This is a genomic window from Mycolicibacterium iranicum (genome assembly GCF_014190915.1).
Classification (GTDB): Bacteria; Actinomycetota; Actinomycetes; order Mycobacteriales; family Mycobacteriaceae; genus Mycobacterium; species Mycobacterium iranicum_B.
The window spans coordinates 440,227-452,986 of sequence record NZ_JACHVU010000002.1; the positions used below are offsets into that span (position 1 = coordinate 440,227).

Below are 12,760 nucleotides of genomic sequence, written 5' to 3' on the forward strand. Positions count from 1 at the left end.
TGCGGACGACCGAAGCCCCCGGCGTCCCACTGCGGAGCCCGGCGCGGTCAGGTATTTGAGACGGAGTCAGAACAGGGTGCGTGAGAGCTACCGGCGCCTCGGCGTGTGTTGGTGATGCCCTGCGGTAGCTGTACGCCGATGCCGCCGACGGGGTACGGCACGTCGAAAGAAGCAGGCCGTGATGCAGGCGCGCAGCATCGTGACGCCGGACGCATTCGCCGTCTGTCCCGCGCTGAGGGCGCCCCACGCGGTGGTTACACGCCGACGGGCACTTTCGCCCCGGCGCGCATCTCGCGGCGAAGCTCGCCGAACTCGGAGATCGTGCGGGTTGCGACCGTGGCCACCGGTCGCGCATTGCGGCCCGTCGCCTCGGTCTTGCTGACCATGACCACACTGTCGATGTAGGGCTGGATCGTCGTCGCGTTCTGCACGGTCGCGACGATGACCAGTTGAAAACCGAACTTGCGGAAGGCCTGCAGTGCCTGCTGGGCGAACTGCGGATCGGACTTGCTGAACGCCTCGTCGAGCATCAGCTGGGCGAAAACCGGTCTGTTGTCTGCGCTTTCGGGGCTGGCCAGGTTGAAGCTCAATGCCCCGGCCAGGCAGAACGCCATCAGCTTCTCCTGCTCGCCGCCGGAGTTGTCGCCGGCGTTGCTGTGCGTGCGGATCAGCTCCTCGCTGCTGACATCCCATTCCGCGCAGTCGAACGTGAACCTGTTGCGCACATCCAGCGCGTCCCGCGTCCACGCCTTGTCCTCCGGCGCCGTCGACGCCAACCGGTTACGCAGCCGCAGGATGTCGGCGTACTGGTCCAGGATCGCCTGCTTGTCGCCCAGGCCCACCTCGGCAATGCGCCGCGAGATGGCCCGCACGATCTCGGTCAGCTCTGACACCGCGCTCAGGGCGCGCGGTGTGGCCCGCAGCGTGAGCCGGGTGCCGCGATTGAACTCCACCGCGCCCAAACCCGTGTTCACACGGTCGATCTGATCGCTGATGCGCCGGGCCTCCTGCTCGGCGACCCGGTGCAGCGTCAGGATCGCGTCCGGTGCCTGCTCGGTGACCAGTCGCATCATCCGCTCGTAGGCCTCGGGCAGCTCGCGCTCGTCGATGTGGCGGCACAGCGCGACGTAATCGTGCACTCGCTCATCGAAATTGTCGCTGTCGTTGGGGATCGCGTCGGGGAACGTGGTGTCGAACGTGTTGAGGATGCGGGCCAGTTCGTCGTAGGACCGGCGCCGGCTCTCGCGCAGCTGCTCGCGTTCCTTCTTGATCGCCGAGAACAAAGCGTCGCGGTGCGGCTCGGGGGCCAGCAGCTCCAGGCTCACCGGGACCTGTCCGGCGTAGCGGTCGAGCAACTCGGTCAGCGGCTCCGACACGAACCCCGGTTGCAGACGCTCGGACAGCTCCAACAACCGCGTCCGGCGCTCGTCGAGGTCATCGCGGCGGGTCTGGATGGAACCCCTGCGGGTCATCAGTTTCTGTATCTGCGACCAGCATTCGTCGGCGCGGGCGTTCAGGGCCTCGATGTCGGGATGGTCGGCCAGCAGCAGCTCGTACTGCTCCCGCAGCCGGTCGGCGTGCCCGTCGGCGGTCTCGATGTCGATCTGACTCCACTGCGGGAACTGCTCGCAGATCGCCTTGCACGCCGCGGCCCGGTCGCGCCACTGCTGACGCTGGGCGGCGATGTCGTCGGCGACGCGACGCGCCTTCTGATAGGTCTCCTCGGCTGCCGCCAGATCCACGGTCAACGCGTTGATCTTCGCCGAAACGTCGCCCTGATACAGATATTCGGACTGTTTGAGCGGGCGGCGATCGTCCTTGATCGCCAGCCGGTCGGAGTCCTTGTAGAGGCCGGTGTCGGTGACCGCGCGACGGAACCGTGCGAACACGTCGGGAGTGTCGACGCAGACGTGGTCGCCGGCGGCGGTGATCACGTCGACGGCCTCGGCGGCACACGGATGGCGCGAGTCGACGGCGAATAGCCTGCCCGCCAACGTGTTCGGTTCCGGGTCCACCGGTTCGGCACCCAGCAGCCTGGCCCGCACATGATGGAGTTGCAGCCGTCCCCGCATGTTCGTGTCGTTGACGAACGCGAGCACCTTCGTCCAGTGCTGATCGGGCACCATCAGCCGGAGCCCCACGCCGCGGAGCACCTTCTCCACCGCGGTGCGCCACCGTGTCTGGTCGGCCCGCAGGTCCATCAGCTCGGCGATGTAGGGCAGGTCCGCGGCATCGACGCCCACAGCGGCGCAGATCTGATCGCGCATCGTCAGCGCGAACTCCGGCAGTGCCGACCCGACATGCTCGACGCGTTTGAGTTCCTTGGCGGCCTCGTCACGGGCTAGGCGCGCGGCCTTCTGCGCGTACTCGGCGTCGGTGGAGGCCTCCCGGTGGCGTTCCACTTTGGCGAGGAGTTCGGTCGCCTCGCCGAGGAGCTTCTCACGCAGATTCCAGAACTCGTCGGCGGTGTCCGGGATCGTGATGTCCTGCGCGGTCAGCAGGTCCTCGTAGGCCTGCCTGCGCCGGGAGATCTGCTCGGACTCCGTCTCGGCGGCCGTCACCTGCGACTGCAGCGGGCCGATGCTGGCGCTGGAGCCGCTGATCTGGGCGTTGAGCGAATCCGCCTCCGCCTTGGCCAGATTCAGCGACCGGGTGACGTCCTCGTACTCGTTGTCGAGCTGGTCGATCGTGGTGTCGAGCTGGTCGATCTGCGCCGGACACTGCGCGAGCCGCACATGGTCGGTGTAGGCCCGCACCATCGGCAGGTCCACCAGGTCGATGATCCCCAGATCGGTCGACTCCGAGGCGTAGCGCTGCTGGATCTTCTCGATGTCGCCGAGGATCTTGCGCTTCTTCTGCGCGATGGCGAGCAGCTCGCGCGCCTCGACCAGCGGGTCGATCTGCTTGAGGGCCTCGGGTAACCGTCCCACGCTCTCGGGCTCGTCGAGCATGAACTCGCGCACGAACTGCTCCAGCCCGCCCACGCTCTTGAGCGACTTCGCCTTGCCCAGCAACTGCTGTGCCGCGTCGGAGGCCCGGATCCCGATGGTGGCGTACAGCTGCGCCAGATACTGCGATTCGACCTTCGTCGTGAACCGCCAGCCGTGATCCTTGAACACGCCCGTGTCGAATCGTCCCGCCGCCCAACGGTTGCAGACGTCCTCGATGTCCAGATCCCCGTCCCCGAGCACGAAGCGGCTCGACGAGTCGTTGCGGGATTCCCCGGTCAGCCACTTGAGCACGAGACCCGTCACGGTGCGCCCGGAATCGCTGGAATACGTGACCGCCACCGCCGACCACGCGGTGCCGTCGCCGCGCAGATACATGACCCGGCTGGTGCCGCCGTCGCTGCGCTGCCCCCACGCACCGCGCACGTACTTGTCGACGGTGCGCCTGCCGGCGCTCGAACCCGCGGCGGTGTTGTCGCCGGAGGCGTTGAAGTTGCGCCGGTTGAACGGCAAGAAACCCAGCGAGATCGCGTCCAGCAGAGACGATTTGCCGCTGCCGGAGGCGCCGGCGATCAGGGCTCCGCCCTCGCTGAACGGGATGTCGTGATAGCCGTCGAAGACGCCCCAGTTGATGACCTGCAGCCGGGACAGGTGGAATTGCTCAGTCAAGGTGAACCTCTACCTCCGGTGTCGCACCGTTGAGCAGCAACTCGAACTGCTGCTGCAACTCGGTGATCACGCTGGCCGTCATCACGGCGGTGATCACCGGGCTGATCGTGTAGCTGTCCTCGTCGTCGCGGCTCCTGCGCAGGATCTCGAGACCCGTCAGGCGCGCGATGGCGGCGTCGATCCGTCCTGCGAACGTCACGGCGTCGCGGTCGACGTCGTTGAGCACCCCGGAGAACAGACCGTGCATCTCCTCGCGGGAGATGAGCACACTCTGCCCGCCCGCGGCGCGCATCATCTGCGCCAGGTGCAGGGCCAGGATCGAGTCGTAGGTGCCGAGCGGTTCACGACGCAGGAGCTTGACGCCCTTGGCGGACTCATAGCGGGCCTGCTCGATGAACGCCACTCCGTCGCCGTCGAAGCCGCCGTCGACCACGCGCAGCAGTAGGTCGAGTTCGGAAAGCCGGACCGACAGCGCAGTGCGGTACTCCAGCACCCACGCGTAGATGTCGCTGTCCGCCTCGGCGCTGATGTAGCGGCGGGTCAGCAGGTGCTGCAGCGCCCAGCAGGCGCGGTCGGGCAGCTCGGAGACGTCGCCGTCGAAACGGGGCCTGCGCTGGTGCGGCGGGCGGGCGTTCTGGTCGACTTCGGGCAGCGCGGAGAACGCGGCGAAGTCGGCGTCGTGTTCGGTGGTCACTGGGTGGCTCCGACGATGGTGGTGATCGGTTCGGTGAAAGTCAGGTCGGGAACCGCGATTTCGCGGTCCCTGCCGTCGAGCGAGCGGAATCGGACGGTGGTCGACCGCCCCGTCTCGCCCGCGGGTTGTTTGAGGGCCCACGACCACAGCACGATGACGTGGCCCAGATAGGCGCCCTGGCCGGACCGGCCGAGGAGGTCGACGGCCTGCTGCAGCGACACCGGACCCTGCCGGACCGCGGCGTTGATCATGTCCGACATCGCCGGCGCGTCGACCTGCGTGGTCAGCGCCGCGAAGCTCGCCAGGTCGACGTCACCGTCGGCCGCCACCGCCGGCTTCGGTGCCGACAGATCACCGATCTTGAAGCTCAGTGCGCCGACGGAGCTGATCGCGTGGCGGGCCAGCGGGAGTTCGATGTCGAGCCGGGAATCGATCAGGCTCGACCGGAGCAGGTTGCGGGCTGCGCCGATGGCCTCGTTGAGCTGACGGGCGACGCCGCGGCTCTGCTCCAGCGTGCCGAACGCGGTGAACCGCTTGACCCGCTGGGCGCAGCGCTGCTGGATGCGTTCGACCTCGTCGATCTGGTGGCCGACCAGCTCGAAGAAGCCGGCCATGACCTTGCGCAGCGCCGGATCCAATGCGGGCAGCGCGTCGGCGACCGCGGCCACGTCGGCTTCGAACTCGGCGCGCTGGTCCGGGTCGTTGATCATCCGCAGGAAGGCGCGGTGGCTGTCGCGGCCCTGAGAGTCCCAGGCGGCCTGGTAGTCGGCGTACATCTGGCGCTGCCGGTCGCGGTAGGCGACATTGCTGTCGATCGGCTCGTCGAGGGCGGCGGTGGCCTGCTCGATCATGGTGCCGTACTGGCCGATGTCGGTGATGAGGCGTTCCATCTGCAGGGCGATGGCGCGGGCTTCGTCGTAGGCGTCGGTGACGTCGGGTTCGGGGCGGTGCCCGCTGTCGAGTTCGTCGAGCTCCCGGTGCAGCGCCTCGATCTCGGCTTCGATGCTCTTGCGGATGCGGGCCGGGTCGTTACCCACACGGATCGCGACCTGCTTGAGGCGCGAGGCGATGCCGTTGATGGAGCCGCCGGTGGCGATGGTGTCCTGACGGCGCATGCCCCGCAGGAAGTCGAGGGCACGCCGGGCGTCCTGGGTCAGGTAACAGACGTTCTGGTCGCTGCGGGCATCGACGATGCGGTGCAGCCAGCCCTGACTGGCCCAGGACTTGATCAACGCAAGCCCCGGCTGCGGGTCGCCGAGGTCGTCGAGATCGCGTTCCAGCCGGACGACGAGCGTGCTCTCAGGAGTGACGCCGTCGGCGAGGTGCCGCTCCATCAGCGTCGCGTACAGGCCGAGGTTCGTGGTGGCGAGCAGTCTGATCGCCCGCGAGCCCTGCAGGTCGCGATTCAGCTCGAGCAGGTCGACGGCCGAAAGCTCTGTTCCGTCGTCCACCTGCCCCCTTCGATCCGTGTCCGTCTGCGTCTCCGGCGGCGCCTGCGCGTCGCCGGAGGCCCCAACATAGGCCACCGCGCGGACTTCTCCGGGGTGGGGGAGGCGAGTGTCGCGGCCTTTCCTCGCGGGCCTGTGACGCATGTGACCAGCGGGATTGCAGTGCGTCGTGGGGTTTTGCGTGGGCCCGTTCCGGGTCGTGCTGCGGCGAACATCACGACCCTGGATGCACATGGGCGAGTGCGGCCCGGGCGTCGGCGCAGAGCCGCCGGATGACCTCGGCCGCGGGCTCGCTTCTTCCGACAGTTTTAGGGATTCCCCCGATTCCTCGGCGATGCCCTCCGAATTAACGTCGGCGCAGATCAGCTTACGGAGGGGACCAATGAGCAACGTTGCCGAAATGAAAACGTCCGAGGCCGGCGGCCGTCACGTTGGACGCGTCGGTGCGCTTGCGCTCGCGTTGGGGGTGGGTTTCGCTGTCGCAACGGCGACATCAACCAGCGCGTGGGCGGAGGACGGGAGTGCCGCGGCGGGCCCGTCGGCATCGTCGAGTGGCACGGCCGATGCCGGCGCCGGAACGGGCGACGAATCCTCGGGGTTCGCGGCGCATAGGGACGAATCCGAGGACGACGGGGACGATGAGGCCCCCGACGCTGGACTTCTCGACGATGATGTTGAACACCTTGATGACGAAGACGAAAACACTGACGTGCGCGCGGCGTCGTCGCCGTCGGGTACATCCGACGACACGCACGATGAGGAGCTCGCTGACGATCAGGAACAGGAAGCAGAGCAAGCGGTCACGACTGCGGAGGATTTTGGCCCGACGCCGGAACCAGAAGAGTTGCCGGCCGAACCGACTTTCGCGGGATCGGAAATCGTGCCTATCGGCGAGGCCGCTGCAGACCCCGAGGCACCGATCGAACCCACCACGCCAGCCACCAACGCGATCCTGCAAACCATGCTCGCCGGATTCAGGCGCGAGGTCAGCGGCGCCAGCCAGGTTTCGAAGGGGCTCGCAGCCGCGGGCGCCATGGCGCCTACCGCAGTGGGCCTGGTTTCCGAGCGGGTGCCCGAGCCTGGGTCACTGCAGCTGTTCATAGACGAAATCGTTAGAGACCTCGGTGGTTTCGCATTCGCGTCCGGGATTGGCTACCAGATCAACACCCGCGATACGCCCGAAGGATATACGCAGACTTCGGTGTGGGAAAGGCAATGGTGGGACTATCCGGATTCCGACATGTACATCATCACGACTCGCCACGATTGGCCGGAGGGTGCATGGTTCGGCAATGACATCATCACCAAGATCGAAGTCATCGCACTGAACCAGACGATTACCGCCGAGATCGGCAACTATGGCACCCACCAGATTTCTATGTGGGCCGTTGCCCTTCCCGAGGGCTACTTCCCGACCGAGTTCGACAACCCCCTCGACACTGACGGTGACGGGATTCCCGACAGCAAGGATCTCGACGACGACAACGACGGCGTGCCGGATTCAGAGGAGGAAGACGACGACGCCGATGACGACGGCACCCCTGACGAAGACGACGAGGACGACGATGGCGACGGCACACCTGACGACGAGGACGACGACGCCGACGGCGATGGTGAGCACGACGGCGACCAACTGCCGTTCCCGCTCAACCTGTTGATCACGCTCCCCGACGAGAACAATCCCGAATGGGAGGCGGCGTTCGAAAATCTGGTCACGACAGTAAGTTTCGTCCCCTTCATCGGCAGCGTGCCAGCCAACGCCTTTGCGTTGCTGATCGATACCGGACAGCTGTTGGGATCGTTGGCAGCCGGTGATCTGGACGAGTCTTGGGACGAACTGAAGGACATCACCGGAGACTTCGTCGGGATCTTCATTCCGACCGTTGGCAAGCCCTTAGTGAAGGGGATCTGGAACGGACTCAAGAACGTCGCCAACAGGTCCGCCTCGGATCTCGAACACGCCAAAGTTTCCGGCAGGTTCGGGGCGGGTGGCTCGGATTACATCTGGTACTTGGAACCGAAGGCGTAGGCGTCGCGAGCGCGCAGTCAGGGTCTTGCTGCGGCGAACATCACGACCCTGGATGCACATGGGCGAGTGCGGCCCGGGCGTCGGCGCAGAGCCGCCGGATGACCTCGGCCGCGGGCTCGCTCGCGGTGACGTCGCCGACCCCCTGGCCGGCGTTGACCGGGGCCATCGACACGTCGTCCTCGGCGATCGCGCGGCGCAGCGTCTCGCGGGCATCGGCGCCGAGCCGGTCCTCCCGTCCGTCCCAGGCGTCGGTGAACGCGTTGCGCAGCACCCGTTCGGGCAGCGTGTCCGGCCACGGGTAGCCCAGTGCGACGTCGAACGCCCGCGTGGTCATCGTGTCCTCGGCGCGTGCGGCCAGCATCGCGTCGCGGGCAGGTGCGGCGAGCAGCGATTCGGTGCAGGGGGCGAACGCGGTGCCGATCCAGGCGCCCGCGGCTCCGGCGGCGAGCACCGCGGCCAGGGCGCGCCCCGACGCGATGCCTCCGGCCGCGAGCACCGGCACCGAGACGTGGTCGAGGATTTCGGCCAGCAGCGGCAGGGTCGCGATGCTGGGGCGGCCGTGCCCGCCGGCTTCCGCCCCGCGTGCGACGAGGACCTGCACCCCGGCATCGGCGGCGTCGCGCGCCGCGCCGAGGTCGGCGACCTGGGTGGCGGTGACACAGCCGGCGTCGCGGGCGGGCTGCACCCACGACCAGTCGTCACCGAAGCTGACGCACAGCAGCGCCGGCCGAGCGTCCAGGGCGACCGTCAGGAGGGTGGGGTCCTGTCGCATCACCCAGTCGACGAGGCCGATACCGAAGGGCTGCACCAGGTCTGCGGTGTGCGCGAGCTGACCTTGGAGTAGGGCCCCCGATCCGGCGCTGCCGCTGCCGATCATCCCGAGACCGCCGGCGCGGCTGACCGCCGCTGCGAGCGCACCCCCCGCGGCGCCACCCATCGGTGCGTTGACGATCGGTGCGTCCAGGGCCATCGTCGCCGACCAGGGCGTCGTGAGCGGGTCCATCTCGCCTCCCGCCGGTCATTATCGCCGTCCGTGCCAGGATGAGGGCATGACGGTCGTCTTAGTCCATGGCAATCCCGAGACCGAGGCGATCTGGGGGCCGCTCGTCGCGGTCCTCGGACGCGACGACGTGGTGCGGCTGTCCCCGCCCGGGTTCGGCGCGCCGCTGCCCGACGGCTTCGGCGCGACTTTCCTCGAATACCGGGACTGGCTCGAGAGCGAGCTGGAGAAGCTCGACGGGCCGATCGACCTCGTCGGCCACGACTGGGGCGGTGGCCACGTCGTCAACGCGGTCATGCACCGGCCCGAGCTCGTCCGCAGCTGGGCGACCGACGTCATCGGCCTCTTCGACCCGGACTACGTCTGGCACGACATGGCACAGGTGTGGCAGACACCGGGCGCCGGCGAGGAACTCATCGAGAACATGATGGGCGGTGGGCTACCCGCCCGCACCGAACTCATGGCTTCCCTTGGCATTCCGGAGGACATCGCCGCAGCCGTCGCCGAGCACCAGAACGACGATATGGGACGGGCGATCCTGGCGCTGTACCGCTCGGCGGCACAGCCCGCGATGGCCGAGGCCGGCCGCAACCTGGAGGCGCTGGCCGCGCGGCCGGGCCTGTCGGTGCTGGCGACCGAGGATCCCTACGTCGGTGTCAACGACAACCGCCGACGGGCCGCCGACCGGGCGGGCGCCCGCACCACGGTGCTGGAGGGTCTCGGACACTGGTGGATGGTGCAGGACCCGCAGCGGGGTGCTGCGGCGCTGACGGAGTTCTGGCAGACGCTGGACGCCTGAAAGAGACTCAGCGCGGCGTGATCCCGATCTTCACATGGGGTCCGTTGGCCTGGGCCTGCCAGGCGGCCTCGGCTTCGTCGAGACCGTAGCGGACGGTGTCCACCGAGAGACGCTTGTCCGCGGCGAGGCTGGTCAGCTCCTGATAGCCCTGCCGCATCACGCGGGCGGGGAGCAGATTGTTGTTGTGGCCCACGTGCGTTCGGCCCATCAGACGTGCGAACGGCACCGCGGGTGCGCTGCCGGCGCCCTGGCCGACGGTGATCAGCGTGGCGCCCACCGCGGAAGCCTCCAGCGCGGCGAGGAACGGCTCCCCGTAGACCAGGTCGACGACGACGTCATAGCCGTTCTGGGTCTCGGCCTTGAGTGCCGCGGCGTCGTCGTCGCCGCCGAGTTCGACGATGGCGTCCGCCCCGAGATCGCGAGTCTTGTTCAGCGAATCCAGGTGCCGGCCTGCGGCGACGACGCGGCCCGCGCCCAGGATCTTCGCGGCCTGCACGGCGATGCTGCCGACCACCCCCGTCGCCCCCAGGACGAGCACCGACTGCCCGGAGGAGACGTCGGCGTGGCGGGTGAGCGGAAGCCACGCCGCCAGACCCGAGATGCCCAGGGCCACGGCCATGTCGTCGTCCACGGTCGCCGGCACGGGGAACGTCCGGTCGGGATCGAAGCGGGCGAGTTCGGCCCAGGACCCGAAGGGTGCCATCGGCCAGTTGAAGTACACCCGCGTGCCGTCAACGGTGTAGCCGACGCCCTCCTGACCGACGACCCGCGGCACGTCGCACTCGCCGGCCTTGCCGGAGGCCAGAGCGAGATCGACGGGGTTGCATCCGGCGAGGCTGACCTGCACCACATCGCGGTCGGGCTCCTCGAAATCCCTGACGGTCGGCGCCTGCCCGGCCTGTTCCAATACCGCTGCGCGCATGGCGGCCCCTCCCGTTCCTCGGTGACAAACGTGCGGGCTACCCGTGCCGGGGTTGTCGAAACGGACACAGGCCCGCCCGTCACCTTCAGATGGCGGTCACAGCCCGGCGGCGTCGCGGCGGCACTGCTCGGCGAGCTGCTCCTGCCGGGCGTACAGCAGTCCGAAGGTGAACCCGTTCTCGCCCGGCGTCGTCCCTGCGGCGGCACCCATCTGCCGAAGCACCGTGCGGGCGACGACCGTGTCCTGCAGGTCGCCCAGCACCGTCTGAATGTGCTTGTAGCGCTTCTCGATCGCAGTGGTCTTCTTCGTCGGGGAGTGCCACTGGAGGAGTTCGGCCGCGTAGCGCGCCCGCTTGGCCGCCTTGCGGGCCCGGTGCAGTAGATCGTCCTCGCCGCTTGTCACGGCTTCGGTGAGGCGCTTGTCGGCTTTCTTCCAGGCTCTCTGCGCGCGGGCCTGCAACTTCTTGCGGGTGCTGCCCGGCCGGATGGGCGGATCGGCCCGCCAGCGCTGCAGCTCGGAGGCCAAATCTCGATAGCGGGGTGACTCCATGGCCTCGGCGACTCTCTCGCGCGCCGGCTTCTCCAGACCGCGCAGGTCGAGATTGATCCGTGAGCCCACCGGTCCGAGCACCAACTCCTCGGGCAGTTCGTCGAGCGCCGCGCGCAGCCGCTGCTGCTGCACCTGCGGGTCCCGGACGTCACCGAGCACCCCGGCGAACCACTTGAGTTCGACTTCGAAGGCGTGGGCGGCCTCGGCGTCGAGCAGCGCCACGAAAACGCGCAGCGTGCTGCGGGTACGCCTGATGGCCACCCGGGTGTCGTGGATCGGATCGGTGCCCTCGCGCAGCGCGGCCAGCCCGTCGAGCACCAGCCCGATCTGCTCGCCGAGGTAGCCCCGGAGCGGGGACTTGTGCTGCGCGCTGCGGGTGTCTCCGGTCGACGTCGTCTGAGTACTCATTCGCTATGAGTACCCGCGGCCGAAGATCAGCATCCGGGGGTCCGGCCGGAAACGCGGTCAGGTGAGCGGGAAGCGGAGCGCAGCGACGGCTGTGCCGTTCCAGATGTCGGCGGTGACCTCCTCCGGGCGCACCGCAACCACGTCGCCACCCTTGTCGAGGACTGTGATCGCGATGCGTGACAACAGGTCATAGCCGCCCGCGTCGTAGGACACCCGGCCGTTGGCGTCGTTGAACCGTCCGATGACGTCGACCGTGAAGTTGTACACCAGCGTCGAGACCGCGCCGGCGACGGCGGCGCGGCCGATGTCGGCGACGTCGGCCGCGACCAGGCCGCGGGCGACACCGTCGCCGATGCTGTCGACGAGTGCGTCGACGCGGCGGGCGTTGAGCTCGCCCAGCGAAGCGCGAATGGTCTGGTCGATCTGGTCGGGCCGGAGTTCGTCGGGGGCGCCCGGTACCGCGATGACCGCATGCTTGGTATCGAGTCCGCTGAAGATGCTGAGCAACGGGTCGGCGGCAAACAGGAACAATGGCCGCTGCCCGGCCGGGTCGACGTGCCCGAGTTCCGCCCCGACGGCCTCGGCCACCCGCTTGGCATAGGTTTCCAGCAGAACCTTCTTTCCCTCGTCACCGACGAGACGACGGACATGGTCGCGGTCGCGGACGGTGGCGCGGTTGGTCGCATCCGCGACGTCAGAGGGGTAGTCACCCACAAGCGCCATCTCGTCCGCGCGGGCGGCGGCCGTCGCCTGCCAGAGATTCCAGCCATTGGCCGACAGGGTCAGGGCGTAGGCTTCCTGCGGTGTGGTCACGGCCCGTACCAACTGGCCGATGTCGAAGTACGCGCCCATCTGCGACTGATTGAGCAACGCATTCGGCAGCACGTACACCTCGTGGAAGTCGTCGGCGATGAAGATCGCCAGAGATCGCGAAAGGCGCAGCCACACATCAGAATCAGCGATCTCTGCCCAGCGGTTTCGCAACCGATCGACGACAGCGGGGGCCGTCCCCCGTTCGCGGATGTCGCGCAGTATGCGGTCGACGGCGCTCTTGGCGCTGAGATGGCTGGTGCTGCGCTGATCGGGCGCGGGGGAGGTTTCCACATAGACCGTGATGGCCATCTCGTGTGGCTCACCGAGCCTTCGTAGGTCGTTGATGTCGGGCAGTTGATATCGCGTCACCACTCACTCCTTTGTGTCCGGTGTGTCTTCCACACTAGAGAAGCCGCCTCGACGAAATGCTCTGGGAAAGCAGCTCTTTGGAGTTAGTGTGTTGTGTCGCATGAGGGTTCGC

General features: G+C 68.0%; 9 protein-coding genes. 2 read left to right on the forward strand and 7 right to left on the reverse strand.

Annotation, left to right across the window (positions count from 1 at the left end; translation table 11 throughout):
* Positions 1–254 precede the first annotated feature (254 nt).
* Genes FHR72_RS05860 through FHR72_RS05870 form a run of 3 tightly spaced genes read right to left on the reverse strand, consistent with a single transcriptional unit; the run spans position 255 to position 5,762 of the window.
* Positions 255–3,617 carry an ATP-binding protein gene (locus FHR72_RS05860; protein WP_183466987.1) on the reverse strand — a complete coding sequence of 1,121 codons (3,363 nt, stop codon included), beginning with the start codon at positions 3,615–3,617 and terminating at the stop codon, positions 255–257.
* Positions 3,610–4,311 (reverse strand): DUF4194 domain-containing protein, encoded by a 702-nt coding sequence (locus FHR72_RS05865; RefSeq protein WP_183466988.1) that lies wholly within the window; start codon positions 4,309–4,311, stop codon positions 3,610–3,612. The genes FHR72_RS05860 and FHR72_RS05865 overlap by 8 nt, the downstream gene beginning before the upstream one ends.
* Positions 4,308–5,762 (reverse strand): DUF3375 domain-containing protein, encoded by a 1,455-nt coding sequence (locus FHR72_RS05870; protein WP_311736071.1) that lies wholly within the window; start codon positions 5,760–5,762, stop codon positions 4,308–4,310. The genes FHR72_RS05865 and FHR72_RS05870 overlap by 4 nt, the downstream gene beginning before the upstream one ends.
* A gap of 379 nt (positions 5,763–6,141) precedes the next feature.
* On the opposite strand from FHR72_RS05870, the gene FHR72_RS05875 reads away from it, so the two are divergent.
* Complete coding sequence (locus tag FHR72_RS05875) at positions 6,142–7,788, forward strand: hypothetical protein (protein ID WP_183466990.1); 1,647 nt, start codon at positions 6,142–6,144, stop codon at positions 7,786–7,788.
* A gap of 40 nt (positions 7,789–7,828) precedes the next feature.
* Here FHR72_RS05875 and FHR72_RS05880 read toward each other — a convergent pair whose 3' ends face one another.
* On the reverse strand, positions 7,829–8,791 hold the full coding sequence (locus tag FHR72_RS05880) for an NAD(P)H-dependent flavin oxidoreductase (protein ID WP_183466991.1): 963 nt from the start codon (positions 8,789–8,791) through the stop codon (positions 7,829–7,831).
* Positions 8,792–8,837: 46 nt separating this feature from the next.
* On the opposite strand from FHR72_RS05880, the gene FHR72_RS05885 reads away from it, so the two are divergent.
* Positions 8,838–9,587, forward strand: coding sequence for an alpha/beta fold hydrolase (locus FHR72_RS05885; RefSeq protein WP_183466992.1), 750 nt, complete (start codon positions 8,838–8,840; stop codon positions 9,585–9,587).
* Between the two features lie 7 nt (positions 9,588–9,594).
* Here the strand turns inward: FHR72_RS05885 and FHR72_RS05890 are convergent, their stop codons facing one another.
* The 3 genes from FHR72_RS05890 to FHR72_RS05900 all read right to left on the reverse strand — a co-directional run bounded on the left by FHR72_RS05890 (position 9,595) and on the right by FHR72_RS05900 (position 12,648).
* Positions 9,595–10,509 carry a quinone oxidoreductase family protein gene (locus FHR72_RS05890; RefSeq protein ID WP_183466993.1) on the reverse strand — a complete coding sequence of 305 codons (915 nt, stop codon included), beginning with the start codon at positions 10,507–10,509 and terminating at the stop codon, positions 9,595–9,597.
* Positions 10,510–10,605: 96 nt separating this feature from the next.
* The gene (locus tag FHR72_RS05895) at positions 10,606–11,466 is read right to left on the reverse strand and encodes a CHAD domain-containing protein (RefSeq protein WP_183466994.1); all 861 of its coding nucleotides are present in this window, start codon (positions 11,464–11,466) and stop codon (positions 10,606–10,608) included.
* Positions 11,467–11,523: 57 nt separating this feature from the next.
* The gene (locus FHR72_RS05900; protein WP_183466995.1) at positions 11,524–12,648 is read right to left on the reverse strand and encodes a baeRF11 domain-containing protein; all 1,125 of its coding nucleotides are present in this window, start codon (positions 12,646–12,648) and stop codon (positions 11,524–11,526) included.
* Positions 12,649–12,760 lie beyond the last annotated feature (112 nt).